This is a genomic window from Bacteroides neonati (assembly GCF_000499785.1).
In the GTDB taxonomy this organism is placed as follows: domain Bacteria; phylum Bacteroidota; class Bacteroidia; order Bacteroidales; family Bacteroidaceae; genus Bacteroides; species Bacteroides neonati.
On sequence record NZ_HG726020.1, the window covers coordinates 36285 to 60536 of the forward strand.

General features: G+C 48.4%; 19 protein-coding genes and 2 pseudogenes. 12 read left to right on the forward strand and 9 right to left on the reverse strand.

Annotation, left to right across the window (positions count from 1 at the left end; genetic code table 11):
* Positions 1 to 2 precede the first annotated feature (2 nt).
* Together cobS and cobC are read left to right on the forward strand one after the other, a co-directional pair.
* On the forward strand, positions 3 to 752 hold the full coding sequence (gene cobS / locus TY03_RS03210; protein WP_042367406.1) for an adenosylcobinamide-GDP ribazoletransferase: 750 nt from the start codon (positions 3 to 5) through the stop codon (positions 750 to 752).
* Positions 743 to 1288, forward strand: a complete 546-nt coding sequence (gene cobC, locus TY03_RS03215) for an alpha-ribazole phosphatase (RefSeq protein ID WP_042367408.1) — start codon at positions 743 to 745, stop codon at positions 1286 to 1288. Before cobS ends, cobC begins: the two co-directional genes overlap by 10 nt.
* Positions 1289 to 1314: 26 nt before the next feature.
* Here cobC and cbiB read toward each other — a convergent pair whose 3' ends face one another.
* The 3 genes from cbiB to TY03_RS03230 are packed head-to-tail and all read right to left on the reverse strand — an operon-like array spanning position 1315 to position 4746.
* Positions 1315 to 2268, reverse strand: a complete 954-nt coding sequence (gene cbiB / locus TY03_RS03220; RefSeq protein ID WP_042367410.1) for an adenosylcobinamide-phosphate synthase CbiB — start codon at positions 2266 to 2268, stop codon at positions 1315 to 1317.
* Positions 2253 to 3269, reverse strand: coding sequence for a threonine-phosphate decarboxylase CobD (gene cobD / locus TY03_RS03225; protein ID WP_042367412.1), 1017 nt, complete (start codon positions 3267 to 3269; stop codon positions 2253 to 2255). The genes cbiB and cobD overlap by 16 nt, the downstream gene beginning before the upstream one ends.
* Positions 3262 to 4746 carry a cobyric acid synthase gene (locus TY03_RS03230; RefSeq protein ID WP_042367414.1) on the reverse strand — a complete coding sequence of 495 codons (1485 nt, stop codon included), beginning with the start codon at positions 4744 to 4746 and terminating at the stop codon, positions 3262 to 3264. Before TY03_RS03230 ends, cobD begins: the two co-directional genes overlap by 8 nt.
* Positions 4747 to 5128: 382 nt before the next feature.
* Between TY03_RS03230 and TY03_RS03235 the strand changes: the two genes are divergently transcribed.
* From TY03_RS03235 to TY03_RS03260, 6 genes are all read left to right on the forward strand, one after another.
* On the forward strand, positions 5129 to 5584 hold the full coding sequence (locus TY03_RS03235; RefSeq protein ID WP_042367416.1) for an HU family DNA-binding protein: 456 nt from the start codon (positions 5129 to 5131) through the stop codon (positions 5582 to 5584).
* Positions 5585 to 5799: 215 nt separating this feature from the next.
* Positions 5800 to 7215: a TolC family protein gene (locus TY03_RS03240; RefSeq protein WP_042367419.1), complete on the forward strand. Its 1416-nt coding sequence runs from the start codon at positions 5800 to 5802 to the stop codon at positions 7213 to 7215.
* 16 nt (positions 7216 to 7231) lie between these two features.
* On the forward strand, positions 7232 to 8224 hold the full coding sequence (locus TY03_RS03245; protein WP_042367421.1) for an HlyD family secretion protein: 993 nt from the start codon (positions 7232 to 7234) through the stop codon (positions 8222 to 8224).
* The gene (locus TY03_RS03250) at positions 8221 to 9402 is read left to right on the forward strand and encodes an ABC transporter permease (RefSeq protein ID WP_042367424.1); all 1182 of its coding nucleotides are present in this window, start codon (positions 8221 to 8223) and stop codon (positions 9400 to 9402) included. The genes TY03_RS03245 and TY03_RS03250 overlap by 4 nt, the downstream gene beginning before the upstream one ends.
* On the forward strand, positions 9386 to 10564 hold the full coding sequence (locus TY03_RS03255; protein WP_042367427.1) for an ABC transporter permease: 1179 nt from the start codon (positions 9386 to 9388) through the stop codon (positions 10562 to 10564). The genes TY03_RS03250 and TY03_RS03255 overlap by 17 nt, the downstream gene beginning before the upstream one ends.
* An 87-nt stretch (positions 10565 to 10651) precedes the next feature.
* Positions 10652 to 10861 carry a hypothetical protein gene (locus tag TY03_RS03260; protein WP_042367429.1) on the forward strand — a complete coding sequence of 70 codons (210 nt, stop codon included), beginning with the start codon at positions 10652 to 10654 and terminating at the stop codon, positions 10859 to 10861.
* Positions 10862 to 10924: 63 nt separating this feature from the next.
* On the opposite strand, the gene TY03_RS03265 is transcribed toward TY03_RS03260, so the two are convergent.
* Positions 10925 to 12274: a GDSL-type esterase/lipase family protein gene (locus tag TY03_RS03265; RefSeq protein ID WP_394330874.1), complete on the reverse strand. Its 1350-nt coding sequence runs from the start codon at positions 12272 to 12274 to the stop codon at positions 10925 to 10927.
* 275 nt (positions 12275 to 12549) lie between these two features.
* On the opposite strand from TY03_RS03265, the gene TY03_RS03270 reads away from it, so the two are divergent.
* Entirely contained in the window at positions 12550 to 13761 is a 1212-nt protein-coding gene (locus tag TY03_RS03270; protein WP_042367433.1) for an MFS transporter, read from the forward strand.
* A 3-nt stretch (positions 13762 to 13764) separates the two neighbouring features.
* Here TY03_RS03270 and TY03_RS03275 read toward each other — a convergent pair whose 3' ends face one another.
* Both TY03_RS03275 and TY03_RS03280 read right to left on the reverse strand, forming a co-directional pair.
* A complete protein-coding gene (locus TY03_RS03275; protein ID WP_042367435.1) occupies positions 13765 to 15909 on the reverse strand; it encodes an AAA family ATPase in 2145 nt (714 codons plus the stop codon).
* Positions 15910 to 16038: 129 nt separating this feature from the next.
* Positions 16039 to 16704: pseudogene (locus tag TY03_RS03280) on the reverse strand (Fic family protein); the annotation flags it as partial.
* 148 nt (positions 16705 to 16852) lie between these two features.
* Here TY03_RS03280 and TY03_RS03285 point away from each other — a divergent pair.
* The 3 genes from TY03_RS03285 to TY03_RS03295 are packed head-to-tail and all read left to right on the forward strand — an operon-like array spanning position 16853 to position 20112.
* Positions 16853 to 18127: a site-specific integrase gene (locus TY03_RS03285; protein WP_042367438.1), complete on the forward strand. Its 1275-nt coding sequence runs from the start codon at positions 16853 to 16855 to the stop codon at positions 18125 to 18127.
* Positions 18120 to 19109 (forward strand): tyrosine-type recombinase/integrase, encoded by a 990-nt coding sequence (locus TY03_RS03290; RefSeq protein ID WP_042367440.1) that lies wholly within the window; start codon positions 18120 to 18122, stop codon positions 19107 to 19109. The genes TY03_RS03285 and TY03_RS03290 overlap by 8 nt, the downstream gene beginning before the upstream one ends.
* Positions 19096 to 20112, forward strand: a complete 1017-nt coding sequence (locus TY03_RS03295; RefSeq protein WP_042367442.1) for a tyrosine-type recombinase/integrase — start codon at positions 19096 to 19098, stop codon at positions 20110 to 20112. The genes TY03_RS03290 and TY03_RS03295 overlap by 14 nt, the downstream gene beginning before the upstream one ends.
* 83 nt (positions 20113 to 20195) lie before the next feature.
* Here the strand turns inward: TY03_RS03295 and TY03_RS03300 are convergent.
* The 3 genes and pseudogenes from TY03_RS03300 to TY03_RS03310 all read right to left on the reverse strand — a co-directional run.
* Positions 20196 to 20513: pseudogene (locus TY03_RS03300) on the reverse strand (virulence RhuM family protein); the annotation flags it as partial.
* Positions 20514 to 20675: 162 nt separating this feature from the next.
* Positions 20676 to 21917, reverse strand: a complete 1242-nt coding sequence (locus tag TY03_RS03305; protein ID WP_148335574.1) for an alpha/beta fold hydrolase — start codon at positions 21915 to 21917, stop codon at positions 20676 to 20678.
* Between the two features lie 619 nt (positions 21918 to 22536).
* Positions 22537 to 24216: a putative transporter gene (locus TY03_RS03310; RefSeq protein ID WP_042369079.1), complete on the reverse strand. Its 1680-nt coding sequence runs from the start codon at positions 24214 to 24216 to the stop codon at positions 22537 to 22539.
* Positions 24217 to 24252: the final 36 nt, after the last annotated feature.

Genomic DNA, 24252 nt, shown 5'->3' on the forward strand with positions numbered 1-24252 from the left:
TTATGAACATACTAGCCGCTTTCATCTTTTTCACCCGCCTGCCCTTTTGGCGCATACGCGAAGTACCGGCGGAGAGCTTCAAACACGTAGTTCCCTACTGGCCACTCACCGGATGGCTTACGGGAGGTATCATGGTCGGGGTACTGTGGCTTGCCTCGCAGGTATTGCCCCTGTCTGTGGCTGTGCTACTGGCTTTGTGCAGCCGGCTGCTGATAACGGGAGCATTGCACGAAGACGGGCTGGCGGACTTCTTCGACGGATTTGGCGGAGGAACTACCCGCGAGCGAACCCTTACCATCATGAAAGACTCGCACACGGGCAGCTACGGAGTGATCGGACTGATTCTTTACTTCCTGCTCGCGTGGGCACTACTCACCTCGCTTCCGCTCCGGCTGCTCTATCCCGTACTGCTCACAGGCGATGTATGGGCGAAGTTCGTGGCGGCACAACTCATCAACTTCCTGCCCTATGCCCGCAAGGAGGAAGAGAGCAAAGCGCGGGTGGTCTACAACCGTATGTCGATGAGCGAGGCTGCCATAGCTACCTGCTACGGGTTGTTGCCGTTCATCCTCCTCTTCCCGTTGCAGCCTTGGCTGGCAGCGGCGGCACCCGTTGTTGTGTTCATCCTCCTGGCTTGGTTGATGAAACGCCGTCTGCAAGGATATACCGGAGATTGCTGCGGAGCTACGTTCCTGCTCTGCGAACTATCTTTTTATATAGGAACCGTCATTACATTTAGCTTATGGAGATAACACTGATTCGTCATACAGCGGTCGACGTACCGCGGGGAGTCTGCTACGGGCAGACCGATGTACCTTTGAAAGAGAGCTTTGAGCAAGAAGCCTCGGTTACTGCCGGGCTACTGTGCGAACAGATAGCGGTCGAAGGAACTTTCGATGGCTCATTCACCAGTCCGCTGAGTCGGTGTACGCGGTTGGCAACGGCTTGTGGCTATGGCGATGCCGTTCGCGACGACCGACTGAAAGAGATTGACTTTGGGCAATGGGAGATGCAACGCTTCGACACCATTCAAGACCCACGCCTACAGGAGTGGTTTGGCGACTATTACAACGTGCAAGCCACAGGAGGCGAATCGTTCATGATGCAATACCAACGGGTAGCGGCTTTTCTCGATGAGTTGAAGCAACAGCCTTACGAGCGGGTAGCTATATTCGCCCACGGTGGTGTGCTGATCTGTGCACAGATATACGCAGGTACCGTTGCCAAGGAGGAGGCCTTCGAGGCACTGACTCCTTATGGCGGTATTGTGCGCATCTGTATAGAATAACGTGCGATTCTATACAGATGCGATTACTATAAGATAAGGAGTACCGCGCAAAGCAACGCTACCATATACCCTTCGGCTCGCTCATTGATACGAACCGCCTGTTGCATATCGGCGGTAGTCAGTGCACGCTCGTTTGTACCGATGAAGGGCTTCCATACCTCCTGCCCGAAATAGTGGTGAGGGCCACCGAAGCAGCAGTTCAGTATGCCTGCCAACGCTGCTTCGGGATATCCCGAATTGGGACTGGCGTGCTGCGAACCATAACGGAGCACGAACCGGCAGAGCGACCATCGACCACTGACCAGCACCATCAGCAAGGCCGTCAGCCGGGCAGGGAGATAATTGGCCGCATCGTCCAATCGAGCGGCTACACGGCCATAGAGCAGGTAACGGGGATTCTTGTACCCCACCATCGAATCGAGTGTATTGACCATCTTATAAGCCAGCATACCGGGCACACCGAGCAGCAGATACCAGAAGAGCGGAGCAATCACCCCGTCGCTCAGATTCTCGGCCAAGGTTTCGAGCGCAGCGGTACGCACCTCTTGCGGGGAGAGTCCGGATGTATCGCGCCCTACGATGCGGGCTACCTGACGGCGACCTTCGGCAGGCGAACGGTCGACAGCCTCGAACACCATACGCACCTCGCGTATGAGTGTCGTGCCGGCTAAGCAGCAAAAGATAAGCACGGTTTGAACGGTTACCGAGAGTATCGTTCCAACTATCGTTAGTCTCGTTAATTCACCCCATCCATCTATCCATCGCAACAGAAACAGTGCCAAGAAATAGACAGCCAGCACAAGCCCAACAGCCATCACTCCTCCCTTCAACAGGCGAAAGCGTCCACGGTTGAGGCGGCGTTCGCAGAAGGCGATCAGCTTGCCAAAGCCCACTACCGGATGAGGCAACCAAGAGGGATCGCCCAGCCAACGGTCTAACCCGAAAGCGAGTATCAGCGGAAGTATCACTGTGAAATCCATTGCATGATGCTTTTAATCAGTGTATTATTTTCCTCTTTGGTCTGTGTGGCTACCCGAAAGAAGCGTTCGTCCAACCCCTCGAAGTTCGAGGCATCCCGAATGAGGATGCCATGCTCGCGCACCAGGTATTCTTTCAAAGCCGAAGCCTTGCCTAAACGCAGACACACCAACATGAAGTGCGTATCGGTAGGCCACACCTCCATGCAGCCCGATGCTTGCAGCATATCGCGCAAACGATTGGCTTCGGCCAGATAGTCGTTCATCGGGATGCCCGTTGCCACGGAGTGATCGAGCAGGTACAAACCCGCCTCGATGGCCAAGGCATTGACCGACCAAGGCATACGATGGGCACGCAGATGAGCCAACAGTTCGGCATCGGCAGTTACATATCCCAACCGCAAACCGGGGATGGCATAGCGTTTGGTGAGCGAGTGCAACAAGAGCACATTGGGCAGTCCGGCAGCTTCGGCCACGGTGAACAGGGGTTGAAGCGTGAAGTATTCGTAGGACTGGTCGATCACGAAACAAACCTGCGGATGCTGCTGAATGTAGGCTACGAGCATCTCCTTATCGCGCACCTCGCCTGTGGGGTTGTTCGGGTTGCAGATCCAAAGCATCCGTATCTCCTCGTCCAAGGGCTCGGCGAGCGTATAGAGCGAGGTCAGTTGATGCCCGTGTATGCGGCAAGCATCGGCATATTCGCTGAAGGTAGGCATCAGGATAGCCGTTCGGCTGCCACGAAAGGCTTGTGCTATGAGATAGATAGCCTCTGTGGCACCGTTCGTTACACAAACCTCACGAGCAGTCACTCCGTGGTGAGCTGCCAAGCGGGATTCGAGCGTATAGGGCTCGGGTTCGGGATAGGTGCTGATGCTGCCGATGCGTGCGCAAAGATGTGCTTCGAGACCGCATAGATCGACTTGATTGTACACGTTCGAGCTGAAGTTGCTCACGATCTCCCGACCGAATTTATAGGCATCATCGCCGTGTCCATCAATCATGTGCTTGTAGTATTTCGTAAATTAACGGCATATCGACGTGTGATCGCACATGTGCAGCCAGTTTATCGTACTGTTCTTCTTTAAATGCCTTGTAGTCAAACACAGTATCGGCCAGACGGTCGGCAAAGGGTTCGAGCAGGTAGTCGATGAAGGCGGTATTGTCTAAGATACCGTGAATATAGGTGCCCATGCAGGTGCGGTCGACAAAGTAGCCATCTGCCTGCCCATCGGTCAGTTGATTGAGGGGCGATGGCTGTGCACCCTCCATGGGTCGGGTTTCTCCCATGTGAATCTCATAGCCCTCGCAGAGACTTTGCGAATCGCGAAAGCGGAATTGTACCTGCCGGGTTACCTTCTCGCCTTGCATCTGTGTCGTTACAGGTAGTAAGCCCAAGCCGGGCAGACGTTCGATATCGCCTTCCACATGGTGCGGATCACAGACTTCCTGCCCCATGAGCTGATAGCCGCCACAGATGCCCATCACCGTAGTTCCACCGCGATGAGCGGCAAGAATAGCACCTGCCACACCGTTGCGTCGCAGCTCGTAAAGGTCGGACAGGGTGCTTTTGGAACCGGGCAAGAGGATGATATCTGCCTTCTGTAGCTCGTCGGTATTGTTGGTGTAGAAGAGATGCACGCGCGGATCGCGCTCAAGTGCGTTGAAGTCGGTGAAGTTGCTCAGGTGGCGCAGCAGCACCACAGCTACGTTTATCTTGCCACGGGCTGCCTGCACCTGCTTGGTTTCCAAGGCCACGGAGTCTTCTTCTTCGATATAGATGTCTTTGTAATAGGGCACTACGCCGACCACGGGCACGCCGCAAAGCTCTTCGATCATCTTCACTCCGGTCTCGAACAGGCGCAGGTCACCCCTGAATTTATTAATCAGAATGCCCTTCAGGTGCTTCCGTTCCTCGGGGGTGAGCAGCATGACAGAGCCGTAGACGCTGGCGAAAACCCCTCCACGGTCGATATCCGCCACCAGAATCACATCGGCTCCGGCATGGATGGCCATGGGCATATTGACCAGATCGACCTCGCGCAGGTTGATCTCGGAGATGCTCCCCGCCCCCTCCATCACCACAGGGTTGTAGCGTGTGCGCAGGCGGTCGAAGGCAGCGTTTACCTCGGCACGCAGCTCCTCGCGCCCCTCTTTGCGGAAGTATTGATAGGCACTGCTGTTGCCCACGGGGCGGCCGTTGAGCACCACCTGCGCCACGTGGTCGGAGGTGGGTTTGAGCAGCAACGGGTTCATATCGGTGTGGCAGGGCACGCCCGCAGCCTCGGCCTGTACGGCCTGTGCGCGGCCTATCTCCAGCCCCTCGGGGGTGGCGTAGGAGTTGAGTGCCATGTTTTGTGCTTTGAACGGGGCGGGACGGTAACCGTCTTGCCGGAAGATGCGGCAGAAGGCGGCGGCTATGATGCTTTTGCCCACGTCGCTGCCCGTGCCGGCGAACATGATGGGATGTAATGGATTCATTCGATTATTAACTGTTATGGATGGCGACTCGCATCGTTTCGAGCCTCGATTCCTGTTGTTGTAAGCTGCAAAGATAAGACGTTCTATTTATTTTATCGATTGAAAAGAGAACTCTTTTTTTTGCATCTTAACCAAAAAAGTTTATATTTGCAAACGTACCCAAGCCGGAGGGGGCATAAGTCTTCGGCACTACTTACCAACAATCTTTGACAAATCTATGGCTATGGAAAGCAGTGCAAAGCGGTACACAAGGATCACCCTTACGATGAAGATACATCACCCTTACCTTGATGGTGCATCACCCTTACCTTGATCCTACATCAGTCCTACCCTTTTCTCATCCCCTGCCAGGAGGCGTTGGAGAGCCTTAATCAAATCATCTATGGCATTCTTTAAAAAAGTGCAACAAAAGATCAACAATCTGTGGTATCCGCAGTCGATCACCGTGGGCAAACCCGTGAGTACCGATCAAGTAGCCGACCGACTGGCTCAAATCTCGACCGTAAGCCGTGCCGACACCTACGCCGTGCTCAAAGACCTGGGCGGCGTATTGGGCGACTACATGGCGCAGGGACGTACCGTGAAGCTCGAAGGGCTGGGCACGTTTTACTACACCGCTGCCACCAACGGACAGGGGGTGGATGCACCCGAGAAGGTGAAGTCGACCATGATTACGGGCGTGCGTGTGCGTTTCATCCCCGAAACCACGCGTACCAGCTCGGGCAAGGTGGCTACCCGTTCGCTCGTAAGCAACGAAATCTTCTGGGAAGAGTGGGGCGGCAAAGACCCCGGCAGCACCGACGGTGGCGAAGGCGAACCGGAGAATCCGTTCGAGTAACGTTCTTCTCGCACGGTGCCGCAGCAACGCAGGCATCTCGTAGGCCGGGCACCGGCACCTTGTGAACCAAACGAATAGTGGCGAACGCTATCACCGGCTATCGGTGAGGGCGTTCGCCACTGTCGTATCCGCCTATTAATATTTATTAATAAGTGGAACATTCGCCCATCTGTTTCCATTATTACATACAACATAAAGCATCACCTATCCATCGTATGAAAAGAAACAGAATCATGGTCATGGCGGCATTGTGGATGCTTCCACTCACTGCCGTGGCGCAAGTACAGCTCAGCTTCGAGGAGGCTCTGCAACTGCTGTCGAAACAGAATCAGCGCGTAAAGATAGCCGACAAGGGCATAGAGATAGCCCGCATGGAGCGCGGCAAACTCAACGCCTTGTGGTATCCGAGCCTTCAGGGGGCGGGCTCGTGGGTGCATCTCTCGCAGAAGATCGAGGTCAAGCAACCCCTGTCGCAGTTCACCGATCCGGCCAAGGATTTCGTACACTCCATCCTGCCGAACGACCAACTCATCTCGTCCATTCTCGACCAGATAGGCTCGAACACGCTCGTCTTTCCGCTTGCCCCGAGCAACCTCACCACCGTCGATCTGACGGCCGAATGGGTGCTCTTTGCCGGTGGCAAACGGGTACGTGCCGGACGCATCGGTCAGGCGATGGTCGATCTGGCACACGAGAACCGGGCACAGGTAACCGTTGCCCAGCAGACCTTGCTGACCGAAACCTATTACGGACTGCGCCTTGCCCGACAGGTGGTAGCCGTTCGGCAAGCCACCTACGCAGCCCTGCGGAAGCATTACGAAGATGCCCTCAAGCTCGAAGAGAACGGCATGATAGACCGTGCCGGACGTCTCTTTGCCCAAGTAAACAAGGAGGAGGCCAAGCGGGAGTTCGAAGCCGCCCGCAAAGACGAGACAGTGATGCAACGCGCGCTCAAATCCCTGCTGAAGCAGGCATCGGATAGTGTGGACATCGAACCCACCTCGCCCCTGTTCATGAACGACTCGCTGCCGCCGCGGATGCTCTTCGACCAAGCCGTGGGCAGTGGCAACGCCTTGCTGGGGCAACTGCGCATTCAGGAGCGCATCGCCCACGAGCAGGTGGGCATCGACCGCAGCGGCTACCTGCCCAACATTGCCCTGTTCGGCAAACAGACCCTTTACTCGAAAGGCATCCAGCGCAACCTCGTTCCGCGCTCGATGGTCGGTGTCGGCTTTACGTGGAACCTCTTCGACGGACTCGAGCGTGAGAAGCGCATCCGACAGTCGCGCCTCATCGAGCAAACCGTGGCACTAAGCCGCGCCCAAGCCGAAGACGATCTGCTCGTAGCCGTCGACAAGCTCTACACGCAACTGCAAAAGGCGCAGGAGAGCGTACAGACGCTCAACGCAACCATCGCCCTGAGCGAGGAACTGGTTCGCATCCGCAAACGCTCCTTTGCCGAGGGCATGGCTACCTCGCTCGAGGTGATCGATGCCGAAACGATGCTTGCCAAGGTGCAGGTAGCCCGGCTGGCAGCGTATTACGAATACGATGTGTCGCTGATGCAGCTGCTGTCGATCTGCGGCACAACGCAACAGTTCGGGACGTACAGGAAAATCTCATTCAACTAAACATACACTATATCTTATGAAACGAAATAATCGTACGATCAGTTGGGCATTTGCCCTTGTGATGCTGGGCATTGCCCTGTTTACCATCATCGGGATGGTGCTGACCAGCCGCCAACCCATCGTCTTGCAGGGACAGGTCGAAGCCACCGAGATCCGCATCAGCGGCAAGCTACCCGGACGGGTGGATACGTTCCTCGTAAGCGAGGGCGACCGGGTGAAACGGGGCGACACGCTGGTCATCATCAACAGTCCCGAGGTATATGCCAAGTACCGTCAGCTCGACGCCTTGGAGCAGGTAGCCATTCAGCAGAACAAAAAGATTGATGCCGGCACCCGCAAACAGATCATCGGAACCGCCTTGCAACTGTGGAACAAGACCAAAAGCGACCTGAAGCTGGCGCAAACCACCCACCGGCGCATCCTGACTCTGTATAAAGACAGTGTGGTGACTTCGCAACGCAAAGACGAGGTAGAGGCCTTGTATCAATCGGCCTTAGCTGCCGAACGGGCGGCACACGAGCAGTATCAGCTGGCACTCGACGGAGCGCAACGGGAGGATAAAGCCTCATCGCTCTCGATGGTGCACGCGGCACAAAGCACGGTCGACGAGGTATCCTCGCTCCTACTCGATGCCCACCTCACCGCACCTGCCGACGGACAGATAGCGACCATCTTCCCCAAACGGGGCGAACTCGTTGCACCGGGCACACCGCTCATGTCGCTGGTCGTGATGAGCGATGCCCACGTGGTGCTCAACGTGCGCGAAGACCGTCTGCCGCTCTTCCGCATGGGAGGCACGTTTACGGGCGATGTACCGGCATTGGCACAAAAGGGGGTGGAGTTCAGCATCTACTACATCAGTCCGCTGGGGAGCTTCGCCACGTGGAAGTCGACCAAGCAGACGGGCAGTTACGATATGCAGACGTTTGAGATTCATGCACGCCCCACTCAGCCACTCGACGGACTGCGACCGGGAATGTCTGTACTCATTTCACTGGACGACCTATGAAAAGAATCAGCGAAAACCGGTATTACCCAGTGGTGAAACGCGAACTGGAGCGTATGACCGCCCGCCGCTTCTACTTCGGCGTGTGTATCGTGTTGCCGCTCTTTACGCTCTTCTTCATGGCTACGATCTTCGGCAACGGACAGATGGAGAACATCCCCATCGGCATTGTAGACCAAGACCAGACGGCCACCTCGCGCACCATTGCCCGGAACATCGCTGCCGTGCCTACCTTTCACGTAACGCAAACGTTCGTCAACGAAGCTGCCGCACGTGAGGCGGTGCAGCGGAAGGAGATATACGGCTACCTCTCCATCCCTGCCAACTTCGAGCAGAAGGCCGTGACCGGCAAGAACCCCACGCTCTGCTATTACTATCATTATGCCTTATTATCGGTGGGGGGCGAGCTGATGGCAGCTTTCGAAACGGCACTGGCACCGATGGCACTATCGCCCGTAGCCATGCAGGCAATGGCCTTGGGGGTGAGCGAAGAACGCATCGAAACCTTTCTGCTGCCCGTAGAGGGGAGCGACCATCCGCTCTATAACCCGTCGCTCGACTACTCAGTCTACCTGAGTCTGCCCTTCTTCTATGTACTGTTTCAGGTACTCATTCTGCTCACCACGGTCTATGCGGCGGGTATCGAAATCAAGTTCGGCACGGCAGGCGAATGGCTGAATACCGCCCGTGGTAACATCGTTGTTGCGGTAGTGGGCAAACTACTGCCCTATACGCTGATTTATATGCTGATGGGCATGCTCGCCAACTATGTGATGCTGGATATTCTGCACATCCCGTTCGAGGGCAATTGGTGGTTGCTCAACGGGCTGACGGTGCTCTTCATCATCGCCACACAGGCGTTGGGACTGTTTCTGTTCTCCTTGTTTCCGGCCATCTCGATCATCATCAGCATCGTATCGATGGTAGGATCGTTGGGGGCAACACTGTCGGGGGTTACGTTTCCGGTAGCCAATATGTATCCGTTGGTGCGCGATGCCTCTTACCTCTTCCCGGTGCGGCACTTCACCGAAATCACACAAACCATGCTCTACTACAATGGCGGCTTTGCCTACCTATGGCCCTCGGCGGTGATCCTTTGCATCTTCCCGCTACTGGCATTGGCACTGCTTCCGCACTTGAAACGAGCGATAGAAAGTAATCGATATGAAAATATTCAATAAGCGGCAGGAGATCGTGTTTGTCATCGTGCGCGAGTTTCGTGCCATCAGCCGGAGCTATGCCGTATTGCTGGTGCTGGCGGGAGGTATCTTTGCCTACGGACTGCTTTACAACTATATGTACGCTCCCAATATAGTAACCGACGCCCCTGTGGCGGTGGTCGACCGCTCGCACAGTGCACTCAGCCGGAACTATGTGCGTTGGCTCGATGCCACCCCACAGGTATCGATCTATGCACAGGCCGACAACTTCGTCGAAGCACGCGAATGGATGAAGCAAGGGCGTGTGCAAGGCATCATCTACCTGCCCCATAACTTCGAAGAACGGGTGTTCCGGGGCAGCGAAGCCGTATTCTCCCTCTACTCCACCACCGATGCCTTTCTCTACTTCGAGGCCTTGCAAAAAGCCTCTGCACAGGTGATGCTGGCTATCAATGATACGTATCGGTCGGCAGGCACCTCCTTTCTGCCACCGCAAGGGTTGCTGGCGGTGATGATGGCAAAACCCATCGCCGTAGAAGGCACTGCGCTTTATAACGTAACCGAAGGGTATGGCTCGTACCTCATTCCGGGGGTACTCATGGTCATCCTCTTTCAAACCTTGCTGATGGTAATCGGGATGCTGACGGGCGAGGAAGCACATTCGGGCGGCATCCGTGCCTATCGGGTGTGGGGCAACCATCGCTGGCAGTCGGCCTTGCGCATCGTCTTGGGCAAATCGTTCGTGTACTGCCTGCTCTATGCTGTCTTTGCGCTGTTCCTGTTGGGGTTGCTTCCGCATTTCTTCAGTATTCCCAACATCGGCAACGGGTTCAACATCGTTCTGCTGATGATTCCCTACCTGCTGGCAACCTCCTTCTTCGGACTGGCAGCCTCGCGATGGTTTACCGACTCCGAAGCTCCCATCCTGATGATTGCCTTCTTCTCTGTAGGGCTGATCTTCCTTTCGGGGGTGTCGTATCCGCTCGAACTCATGCCGTGGTACTGGCAGGCAACCCACTACCTGATACCGGCAGCACCGGCTACACTGGCGTTCGTAAAAGTGAACTCCATGGGAGCAAGCATGGCCGATATACGCACCGAGTACATCACCCTGTGCATACAGACAGTGGTTTATTTCGGTTTGAGCGTATGGGTGTATCGCTGGAAGATAATCAAACAATAAATAGGACCGACCACCAAACAATTTGGCCTGCAATTACATTATATAATAGAGAGCCTTTACAGTGTATAACCTTTAATGACTTCATGTATGGATAATGTAGTTGACAGAAATGTACCCATTGCAGACGAAAACATTGCCCCCAATGGACGACCTGCAAAAAACAAGTTTGGTAATTGGAGTGACGGAGTATCCAAAACGATACACGACCCCGCCGATGATCCTGAAAACCTGACTCCGGAAGAGAGAGAGAAGCGTATCAAGGAAATGGAAGAGATCATTAAAAAAGAGATTGAATAAAGCATAGAAGCGGGTATCATCTACACCAGATGGATACCCGCTTCTATGTTTGATACACTTCTATTATTTTATAGCTTGATATATGGTCTTTGCCATGACTTCGGCTCCTTTTTCGTTGGGATGAACCTGATCGGGAAACAATTCGGGCATATGATCCATCGCTGCATGAAGATCGATAACCTTCAGCTTATTCTTCTTGGCAACTTTGCGTATCATCGGAATCAGTTCATTCACAATAATGCTGTCATTTATGCCGGCAGTTGCCTCGGGCGTATAAGCCTTAGCAGGCAGGCAGAGATAAATGTCCGGATGGGCAGGCAGTGAACGAAAAGCATCGATCATCTGCTGCATATCCTTCATATAATCGGCCTTAAACTGCCAGTTGTGCTGCTTCGAGTCATTGGTTCCGAGTTTGATAATAACCACCTGCGGATTAAACGCCAACGCATTGCGATAGGCCGGTTCGTTCATATAAGGATAGTCGCCTTTATTCAGCATCGTACGCGCACTCACTCCGTAGTTATGAACCAGATACTCATCGCCCAATAAGCGTGCCAGTACAGCCGGATAGCTATCGTGCATACGATCTTTGATCCGCGCACCAAACGTAATACTATTCCCGATACACGCTACCCGAATGGCATTGCTGCGGGGAGCTTTCCACGTTTGCAACCAAGAGGTAAGGGCGTCGAGCATTTGCGTCTTATACAGGAAACTTTCGTTGATGCCCCAGCCGTGTCCACCCGAAGGAAACACATGAAACGAGGCGGGTACGTTCTGCTTATTCAATGCCACATAATAGTTGGCACCATTGGCGGGCGGCACCGCCTTGTCGTCATCACTAAATACAATGAAGGCGCGAGGTGTTTCCTGCGTTACCTGCTTCTCGTTCGAGTATTTCTTTTCAAGTTCCTCCGAAGCATCTTTGCCTAACAGATTATCGTGCGAACCGAGATGTGTATACGATTTATCCATCGTAATGACAGGATAGAACAGAATCTGGAAATTGGGACGAACCTCGGGTGCAGCATGCGTAGCAACCGTCGATGCCAGATGTCCTCCGGCCGATGATCCCATGATACCTACGTCGTACCGATTGATATTCCACACATCGGCACTGTCACGCACCATCTTCAAGGCCTCTTCGGCATCTGATACAGGAACTTCTAAATGCCCCCCAAAAGGCATGCGGTATTTCAGCACAACCAAGGCAATGCCCTGCTTGTTAAAATAAGGAGCCCAGTCGTATCCTTCATGATGATAGGCCAGATGACTGTATCCACCACCGGGACAAGCTATGACAACACGTCCGGTCGAAAGTTCTGCAGCAGGTAGAAATACACGGATAGAGGGTTTGAAGTTGCCCTTTGATTCATCAAAAGGAGTATTATCAACACCATTGGTATTGGGCATTCCTTGTGCCCACAGATCAATATCAAAAGGTTTCTGCGCACGCTGGGCAGAAACGGTTCCCCCTGCCAATAATAGCATCAGGAGAAAGATCATAGCATTCTTCTTCATTTTAAAGTTATTATCTTATACATAGTGGCAACAAAAATAGACATAAACTTTGTAATCGCTGTGCTGTTTTTTAAGATATTTACAGAGAACCTATCGAAAAAAAGATACCTTTGCTCCCCATTATCACATATCTAACGCATCACTACACTAAACCTGAAAGTCACATCATGCAACCCTGGAAAAAGAAGTTTATCACGATATGGTCCGGACAACTGTTTTCTATTCTCAGCAGCACCATCGCTCAGTTTGCCATTATCCTTTGGATCAGCCTGGAGACTGGTTCGGCCGAGGTATTGGCTTTCGCTACCATAGCGGGTATGGTTCCTCAGATTATACTGGGTGCATTTGCAGGTGTATTCGTAGATCGTTGGAACCGGAAATGGACCATGATTCTGGCCGATAGTTTCGTGGCACTCTGTTCGGCCGTTATTGCATGGCTGTTTTATCTCGACGTAGTGGAGCTGTGGCACATTTACCTCTTACTGATGCTTCGCTCCGTAGGAGGTGCATTTCATACACCTGCCATGAAGGCCTCTATCCCCCTATTGGCACCCGAGAGTGAACTGACACGTATTGCCGGAATCAATCAGTCGATACAGGCCGTATGCACTATCTGCGGCCCGGTAATGGGTGCCGCACTGATCGTTTCGACCAATATGAGTGTGATTATGCTACTCGATGTAGCCGGGGCTATCATTGCCTGTACCGCATTACTGTTTGTAGTCATTCCTAACCCGCCGAAGAAGGAGGCAGCATCGGCCAGCCATGTTTTAAAAGAGATGCGCGAGGGGTTCACTGCCATTCGCCTTAACCGCGGGCTTACCGTAGTCATGCTGTTGGAAGTACTGGTTACATTCTTCATTATGCCCATCGTAGCTTTGTATCCGCTATTGACGCTCCAACACTTCAACGGAACGGCCTATCAGGTGAGTATCATTGAACTGTTGTTCGGCTTCGGTATGCTCGCAGGAGGTATCTTATTGGGTATCTGGAACCCGAAGCTGCGCAAAGTGATACTGATCAATATTTCATACATGATGCTGGGACTGACGGTCTTGATAACGGGACTATTGCCGGCATCGGCATTTATCCCCTTTGCGATAATAACCGTTATACAAGGCATCAGTATTCCGTTCTATTCGGGGTCCCTCACCTCGCTGTTGCAAACACAGATTGAGGTTTCCATGCTGGGGCGTGTCTTCTCTTTGTTCGACAGTATCAGCCTGCTTCCGTCGGTACTGGGGTTATTGGCTACCGGTTTTATAGCCGACAGTATCGGCATATCCAATGTGTTTGTAGTCTGTGGCATAGCCTTGTTGCTGGTAGCGATCATTGCACCGATGATTCCTTCGGCCATGAATTTGGAGCGTCGGCGTTGAGCATCAACGCTTGGCATACTTCTTCACCATTGCCAGTAGCTGATCGCCATACTTCTCGGCACTTTTCTTACCGAAGTAAGGAATATCGATGAGTGCAGCGATAGTGGTAGGCAATTGGTTTACAATACCCATCACCGCCTTTTGCTGGATAACGGTATAAACGGGCAATCCAGTCTTTGCCGCTTCGGCATTGCGCCAGGCAATGAGCTGCTTGTACAATTCGGGGTGAGCCACATCGGCTGGCACTTCTATCTTCTGCGGGCGTTCGTTCATTTTGCCACGTGTGGTTAAGCGTCCTGACGTTGTTTTCGTTGCCGTTCGGTCTGCTTCGATCGAGAGGGTAAGTGTGGCTTTATGTTTCAAGTAAGTAGCTACCCGAAAACCCTCCTGCTCGGTAAATGAGAGCGTGCCTCGTTTTATATGTACCGCTTCGCGAAGCAAGCCTATCGCTTCGAAAACCTTCTTCTGCAACTCTTTATTATCCGTCTGTATCTTCGTTTCGGCGAGTAAAGGTAATAGAATCTCTACCAGTTGAGTTTTAAAATAATGAGCACCCGAGACGATACGCTGATGCAGTTTGGCATCATGAGCATAATCGGTGGTTTCGGATATCAGGGCGGAGTACTGCCCGTGAAAAGTCTCGGCTACTTTGCTGATTTTTGTTTTGAAAAGCTCGCCGGTCTGCTTATAGCGTTCCAATAATTTAGGATACAAGCGGTACAGGTGCTCATCGAGGAGACGAAGTATTTGCGAAAAGAGTTGTTCGATACGTTTAAAGTCAAACTGCTCGCAGAGCAGCTCGTAGAAATACTGCCGTTCGAGTGTATGCAGCCTTGCCTCATCGGGTGTTTTGGCTTCGACCTCACGGGTGAACTCATCAATCACCTCATCGCTGATGATGGAATCAGGATTCAACGGCGAACTGAGTACCAACCCTTCGAGCGTCTTGCAACGACTTAGTGCTACATATACCTGCCCGTGGGCAAAGGAGGCATTGGCATCGATAATGGCTCGCTCAAACGTCAGTCCCTGACTTTTGTGGATGGTAATGGCCCAAGCCAGGCGAATGGGGTATTGTTTGAAAGTGCCCTCCACCTCCTCGGTTATCTCTTTGGTCAGTGGGTTGAGGCTGTACTTGCTATTCGTCCATTCGGCGCGTTCGAGCAGAAAAGAGTCGGTATCTCCATTGCCTCGCACCGAGATGGCATTCTTGCTCACATCGACCACGTGGCCAATCTTGCCATTGTAGAATCGCTTCTCTGCCGAAGTATCGTTCTTGATAAACATAATCTGTGCCCCACGTTTGAGTGTCAACACTTCATCGGCCACGAAAGCCGATTCGGGAAAGACACCCTCAATGCTTGCCCGGAAACTGAATGCACGTTCGGGCAATGCGGACAATTCTCGTTCATTGTGCCTTTGAGCCTGATTGTTGTGGGTGGTCAGGCGAATATATCCCTCTTCTTCCTTCGGCCGGAAGTTAGGGAGGTAACGACGGTTCAGTTCTTCGAGCACTGCTGCATCGGCTTGCTTCTCGCGAATCTTGTTCAACAGTTTCAGAAACGTACCGTCTGTTTGCCGATACACTTTGGCAAGCTCAATGGTGACGTACTCTGTTTCGCGCAACGAGCGACTTCCAAAGAAGAAAGAGGTGTGGTAGTGCGGGCTCAGCAGTTTCCATTCTTCATCGCGCACCACGGGTGCTAACTGTTGCAAATCGCCAATCATGAGTAGCTGTACTCCCCCAAAGGATTTGTGCCGGTCGCGGTAACGGCGCAACACTCCATCGATGGCATCGAGCAGATCGGCACGCACCATACTGATTTCGTCAATCACCAGCAAATCCATGCTGCGAATGATGTTCAGCTTTTCTCTACCAAACTTATAGAAGGTGTTGGCGGCGTTGAGCTTAGTGTCGGGTATATGGGGTGCGAAAGAGAGTTGAAAGAAAGAGTGAATGGTTACACCACCGGCGTTGATAGCCGCGATGCCGGTAGGTGCCACTACCACCATACGTTTGGGGGATTGTTCTTTGAGCCGTCTGAGAAAGGTTGTCTTTCCGGTTCCTGCCTTTCCGGTCAGAAACAGATGGGTACTCGTATTCTCAATAAACTTCCAGGCCAGTTGTAGCTCGCTATTATCCTCCATGTATGTGGCTTATTTTATGTGATATGGCAAAGATACAATATTCAAGTAACAAAAAAAAGGGGAACGAAGAAAAAGGGAAAATGGTACTGTATGGCTTAATAATAGATTATTGATTGACTTATCAATCTATTAATTGTTTTTATTGATAAGATTCACAATGACTTTTACCATCGTATTCATCTCTTCGGTACGGCTCTCGGCAATCATCAGAGTTAAGGCCACAAGCGTATTATTGCCGATTCGCTTACTTCCATCGGGATTGTACAAAATGCCGTTACGCTCCATAAACCAAAGGAATAGAAATGCAGCAATCCGTTTGTTTCCATCGCTGAATGAATGATTCTTAGTTACGAGATAGAGTAAAATTGCTGCTTTCTCCTCAATACTAGGATAGAGATCCTCCCCTCCGAAAGTTTGATATATAGCGGCGATCGAACCCTTAAAAGATTGATCCTTTTCATTCCCAAAAAGCGAACTCCCCCCAAATTTCTCCCGCAGCTCATCAATCGCAGCCACCGCATTATCATAGGTGGCTCGAAATAGTTCTTTGTTGGTCGTCTTATCTATTTCCAGCTGTTGATAATCATATCTATCAAGGGTATCGAGTGCATATGTATAATCCGTTACAACCCGCAATAATCCGGTTGCTTCGGAATATTCTAGTGTTTGATGATCAAGTACATTGGCCAATACCTTGATGGTTTGTTTTAACTCTTCGTACTGTTCCAATTTGATATTATCCTTAACAGAATAGCCTTTGATGAGGTATTCTTTCAGCACCTTATTTGCCCAAATTTATGTGCAGCTGCACATAACAATGGTTATGAGGAGTTGAAGATTATGTAATGTTCCCTTTATAAATAATTGAAATATAGCATCAATATTATAAATTTCTTTGCATAATATTGTCGGGAGTAATGTCGCTCCCGCTAATATTATATATATGAGTCATACTAGTAAAACATTACCTCAAACAGCTCAAATAGGCAGTTTGATAGAAGAAGCTGAATGTTATCTTCAGCGAAAGGGCTTAAAGCCAAGCACCATTAAATCTGTGACAGATACATGGAAGATGTTGATTCCATATATGGAAGAGCGTAATACCCAATTGTATTCATCTCAAATCGGTGAAGAGTATGTTGCACAGAAACTTGAGAAAGTCGGAATTGACTTTTCCTATGAATGGGGACAAACTGTTAATTTAAGGATTAGATGGCTGACAGAGTATATGCAAACGGGAGTAATAAAGAAGAGAATAAAATTATCCCCATCCTTTGACAGTGAAATTGGTCGTCATCTTTTGACTTTTCTGCATCGTAAAGCGAATAGCGGACGATTCTCAAGCTATACAGTAGAACATGACAGGTACTACCTATCTGTATTTCTTGATTATATGAACAAGCACAATATCTGTCGATTATCTTCTTTGACTATTGAAGTTATCAACAGCTTCTTATCTTCACTTGATATTAGCAAGAAGTCTCTCCGACATCATGTAATCAGAGAATTACGGCTCTATTTGCGCTATTTGCATGAGAATGACCTGATAGCAATAAATCTTTCTCGTCTGTTGCCAACAGATGCATATAGGCAAATGGAGCGGTTACCATCTATATATACGAGAGAAGAAATCAACACCGTCTGTTCTTCTATTGACAGGTGCGACCCATTAGGGAAAAGAGACTTTGCCATATTAATGTTCTTATCCAGATATGGATTGAGGGCATCAGATATATGTGGCTTGACTTTTGATAATCTGAGTTGGGATGAATGTAACATACACCTTACACAATATAAGACAAAAGAGCCGATAGAGCTGCCATTGACAGGAGAAGTTGGAGAGGCTATTATAGACTATCTTCAGTCAGGCCGACCTGAATGTGATGATTGTCATGTATTTGTTCAGGGAATATCTCCGTTCAGACCAGTTACTACGGCGGGGGTGTATGGGATCGTAAAGAAGGTATTCCGTCATGCCGGCATAAATACTACCGGTCGAAAGCAAGGCCCACATGCGCTTAGACATAGTCTTGCGACGATATTATTAAAAGAAAAGATTGTCCTGCCGGTGATAACAGGAATCCTCGGTCATAAAAACAGTGAAAGTACAAAATTATATCTTCGTCTCGATGTAGAGAACTTGAAACAATGCGTTCTTGATGTACCGCCAGTAGAAGATGGATTCTATATGCAAAATGGAGGGCATTTCTATGAGTAATCTTATTTTTGAGAGTATTATGGCTCAACACTTTACTGAGTTCGTAAAACTGAAACGGAATCTGGGATATAAATATAGTACTGAAGAATATCTCGTCAGAGAATTTGATACGTTCCTCGTGCGCAAGAAGGTTACAGACCCAATCTTGACAAAAGAAATATTTGACGAATGGATGACAAGGCACAAGCATGAATCCGGTTCTACATACAAGGGGCGTTGCACCGTAATCATGCAGTTCGCCCAATATATGTCTGATACTGGCAAGCCATGCTATCTTCCGAGAATGCCCAGAATAAAAGTCAATGGTTTTACTGCTCATATCTTTACAGAAGAAGAGATTGGCAGGTTCTTTACTGCATGCGACAACCTAATATTGTGTAGTCTAAAAATGGACTCAGCAATCATTATGCTTCCTGCTATCTTCCGTTTGTTGTATGGAACTGGCATAAGAGTAACAGAAGCTATCCGTCTGAAAAACTGTGATGTCAACCTTGAAGAAAAATATATCGTCCTACACGATACAAAAAGTCGCAAAGACAGATTGGTTCCCATCTCAGACTCCGTGGCTGCTGTATGTTGTGAATATAAGAGTTATCGGGAGCGTCTGCCTATAATCGCGGATAAGGAGTATTTTTTTCTCGCTTTATCAGGAAAACCATGCGCGAGTGACGGTACAATTTACTTCTGGTTCAGGACAATACTCAAAAATGCCGGCATACCTCACAATGGTAGACATCAAGGACCACGTGTGCATGATCTCAGACATACCTTCAGCGTACACTCATTGATGAAAATGCATAGAGAAGGAAGCGACCTGTATTGTTCGCTTCCAATACTCTCAACATACTTGGGACACAGTTCGATACAAGCTACAAATAACTATGTACGGTTATGCGAAAGTATGTATCCGGACTTGATACAACGCATAGATATAGAAAGTATGAATGTCTATCCAAATCTATACGAAGATGAAACCGACTGATTTTAGCAAATATCTATCAGACTACTTGAGTAAGTATCTCCCGGGAGAAAGAGGTATGAGTCACAATAGCATACTGGCATATCGAGACACATTCGTACTACTGATTCGGTATTACAAAGATGTGAAACACATCTCTGCTAATAAACTTACCATGGATAAGCTGACACGAAAAAACATCGTGGACTTCCTTGATTGGCTTCAAGATGAAAATAGGTGCTCAGATAGTACCAGAAATGCAAGGTTGGCTGCTCTCAGATCATTCTTCTCGTATGTCGGATATGAAAATCCCACCTTCTTGAATGAAAGTATGAAAATCCATACAATACCCCTCAAAAAGGCAGGAAAAAAGTCCATAAACTACCTCACGGTCGATGGAATCAGGCTTTTATTGAAGCAACCTAATCTCATGACAAGAGGTGGAAGGCGTGATATGGCGCTGTTATCTCTCATGTACGATACAGGTGCAAGAGTGCAAGAAATAGCTGACTTGACCGTTGAATGTCTTCGGTTGACAAAGCCTTATACAATAAGAATGATGGGAAAAGGACAGAAAGTCAGAATAGTACCATTAATAGAACAACAGGTGCTTCATTTACGAAGATATATGACTGATGAATGCCTTTTTGATTCTAAGAAAGCAAAAATACCATTATTCTCAAGCGGATGCGACAGAAAACTGACACGTAGTGGCATCTCTTACATACTAAATAAATATGTATCAAAAGCAAGGGCTGAAAACTCGGCTCTAATACCCGAAAATATTTCCTGCCACTCTTTACGCCACTCGAGGGCGATGCACTTGCTTCAAGCAGATGTACCTCTGATATACATCAGAGACTTACTTGGACACGAGTCTGTCGTTACAACGGAAATTTATGCAAGAGTTGATTCAAAGCGTAAACGGGAAGTCATAACAAATGCTTTTGTACCAACATCTGAAGAGCCGGATGAACCAGTTTGGCTAAAAGACACGAATCTACTGGACTGGCTTAAAAGCCTATAAATTATGTAGAGTAAAATAGAGAAAGGGGCGCGCTAACTAATAGTGTGACCCTTTCTCTTTACATAATCTCCAACTCCTCATAACCAGATGCGGAACTGGGTTGCATTTTTAGAGTTTACACGATAACCTATTGATAAAATAGCATCGAGGTTATAATAGGTCGTTTGATAGCGTTGTTTCCCGTCATTACCCATATGTTCCAAAATGGAACATGTGCTATTTTCTTCAAGCTCGCCCGATGAGAATATGTTTTTAAGATGTTTGGTTATCGCTGGACGCTTTGTGCCAAATAGCTCCGCTATCTGCTTTTGAGTTAACCAAATAGTCTCATGTTCAAGTCTAACATCCAGAGCTATTGCTCCGTCCGAGGTGATGTATAATATAATTTCTCCTGTATTCATAATGACTAAGTAAAGTGTAAAAAATAACTTGGACATTTTAAGGCTGTCCAAGTTTTCCTATTTTGTTGCTTTTCAGTCTTCATACATCTAGTGTGTCTTGGAATGCTCGTAGTTTCAATACATTATTTGTATCTAAAACTCGACATCTCTATTTATTTAGTCTCAATTAAAATGCGAAATGAACCAATTGGACAGCTCATTAAAAGGCTTATCTGAAATTGCTTTTCGCCTCATACCCTCTCCTTTTTTCATATAATAATAGTCAAAAGAATGCCCGCACCACTTTATAATATGAATTGAAAAATTTGATTTCGTATATTGTTCTTTAATCCGACGAATGTTGGCGACACTCCCTTCCAAATCGATTATTTTATCATTCTCAGCAAATAGAAACAGAACAGGACAAGTTAACTGCGGATACCACTCTTCGGGATTCCATCGGAGAAACGAAATATCAATAGGCTTATGCCAAGTACACATGAGCAGATCGATCAATTCATCCGGAGTTTTCACTGTCTCTGTACCCAAGCCTTTTACTGGCTTCCAATCTCCTGTCTTTCCCCACTGAAAAGAGCCTTTCATTAAAGCAGTGGCCTTTTTTTGAATGGTATCATAGTCGCTCTGTTTTGCTATAATCGTTCTATTTATTTTCTTAAAACAATCCCAGGCGCATTCTGTGAATTGATCTTCAATTGATTTCTGCTCAGTATTTGAATACTTTAAACCATTATAAATAAAAGTCGTATCTTTCACCATAGACCATAATTCAGAGAAAAGGGCACGCAAATACATATAATTCATTGATCCACGGTCATAGCTATATTCCGCATCATCCATATTATTAGTACTTGGAGTAGAAGAAAGCAGAACAAAAGATATCCTTTTCTCCTGAACAGCAGCCATCACAGCAGGAAGTCCCATAGCACTCCCTCCCGACACTCCAACAGGAGTATTAGTAAACCGTGCATCTTTCTTAATGAACAAGCAGGCAGTTTTTGCATCTTCTGCTATAGTTTCAAGAGTTTGAGCTTTGTATTCCAAAGATGAGATTATTGCCATCCGATTTTCATGGTTGTATGGAACTCTCGGCGCGAGGAAAAAAACACCTATTCCCGATCGAATCAAATGAGTTACCATCTTTTTCGAATAACCCGCACTATCGCTGTTGTTCACAAAATCGAACTTAGGAAGAATCACATCGGGTCTGTCAATATCAACAAGGATACCTTTAGGAGAAGAATGTCGAGGCAAGTACAGCATACCATGAAGAGAAATGGAATCAGCAATGATAAAGTTCATCGACTCAACCACAACAGAATCTGCAAATGAACCACCAACAGAAAAAGCAAATGCCTTTTCTGCTGATATGCAATAGCAAAAAAACAGAAACATTAATCCATTCAAATATTTCACTTTTTTCGCATAGTATTCGTTTATATTTAATATCTATATCACATTCAAATATACTCTATTCTAAAATAAATCAGAGCATTACTGTGTAAAATTAATCTAACTATTAATTTATTGTACTTAACGAGGAGCACTATATCTACTCTGTATAAACTTCCAGGCCAATTGTACCTCGCTATTATCCTCCATGTATGTGGCTTATTTTATGTGATATGGCAAAGATACAATATTCAAGTAATAAAAAAAACGGGAATGAGGAAAAAGACAAGCAAATGAAGTTGGTAAAAACACAAGTATCATTGTAAGTAGAAACTGTATTGCAATAAAACCAGAGTAAACAGCACTAGAAAAAGCAAATAAAAAAAACGCTATACAACAACATACAAACAACTAATTATCAAGTATATAAAACAACAAACCACAATAAATAGTATTATACACTTTATTGTTTACAGAAGAACTATTTTAAGCCTATGTTAACTACGTACTCTTGGGTAGTAAGAGTACGTAGTCATTCACACCAAGAATACGTATTCTTGTACGGAAGCAGTTACAAGAGAGCAAAACGCATTAACATTATTAAGATCAACACGTAAAGTCATATAGGATTACCTTACGATAGATAGAGTAGTATCAGCAACTGAGCTACCACGACTCTTAAAAACATACTGAGAGGATAAACCATCGCATATCCTACAGCAGGCGCATCATTGCCTACCACCGTATTGGAATAGGCCAAGGCAGGAGGATCGGTCGTACTACCCGCCATCAACCCCATCAGGGTGAAGTAGTTGATCTTAAAGAATTGACGGGCTACACAGCCTACAATCAGCAGAGGAAGTATCGTAATGAGAAATCCATAGCCAATCCATGCCAGTCCGCCGTCATTGATAATCGTATCGATAAAGCCTTCTCCTGCGCTAATCCCCACACAAGCCAAGAAGATAGCAATACCTATTTCGCGCAACATCAGGTTGGCACTTTGCGTAGAGTATGTAATAAGCTTATAATGATAACCAAAACGACTGACCAAAATAGCCACAATCAAGGGGCCGCCCGCCAATCCGAGTTTAATAGGCTGTGGAACTCCAGGAAGGGTCAACGGAATACTTCCCAACAATATACCGAGAGCAATTCCGATAAAAATAGCCACAAGATTCGGTTCATTCAAGCGTTTCATTGAGTTTCCCAAAACCTTTTCTACATTCGAAATAGAGAGTTCGCTGCCTACTACAGTGAGGCGATCGCCCACTTGAAGTTCCAGCCCGGGAGCTGCCACCAAATCTACTCCGGCACGATTGATCCGGGTGATGTTCACTCCATGAAGACGTCGCAACTGCAAATCGGCCAACCGCTTGCCGTTTAGTTCGGGCTTGGTAACCAATATCCGGCGACTCACAAACTCTGCATTGGCCAGTACCCATTGCTTACGTTCCATCTGTATTTCTTGTCCGATAATAATTTTAACGGCTTCCAGATCATCTGCTTTCGCTACCACAAATATCTTATCATTTTCGCACAGAAGCGTCTCACCTGTCGCTATTTCGATCTGGTTATTATCGTTGCGCCAAATACGCGAAATGATCACTTCATGTGCCCCTAAAATAGTCGAAATATCGGCAATCCTCTTATTAAAAACAGCCGGGTTCTTAACAATCAACGAAGCCGGAACAACTCCCTTTTCATTGGTCTGTGCTTCGCTTTCCAATCGTGCATTTTCCTGATCAAACTTAACACGAAAGAAATATCGTATCAATATCATCGAAAGAATGATGCCGACAACACCCAATGGATAAGCAACGGCATAGCCCAATGCAATGGTAGGATCTGTGGCTCCCGTAGCATCGGAATAGGCCTGCTGAGCAGCTCCCAATCCGGGAGTATTGGTAATAGCCCCGGACATAACTCCCACCAGCGTAGGCATCGGTATGTTCGTCAGATAATGTAGCGCCACGGTTACCCCGGCTCCCAATATAATGATAGAAACGGCAAGCAAATTCAGCCGGATACCCCCACGCTTAAAAGTGGAAAAGAAGCCGGGACCTACCTGCATGCCAATCGAGTACACAAAAAGGATCAGCCCAAACTCTTTGAAGAAGTGGACAACCTGGGGGTGAATTTGAAATCCTAACTGTCCCAACAAGAGTCCGACAAACAACACAAACGTAACACCGAGCGAGACCCCGAATAACTTTATCTTACCCAACTGTATTCCAATTGCGATCGCTACAGACAGGAGCAAAATCGAATGCCCGATACCCTGTCCCCACAATAATTCATTTATCCATTCCATATTATTCATTCTATTTTTAAAAGTTACTTATTAAAA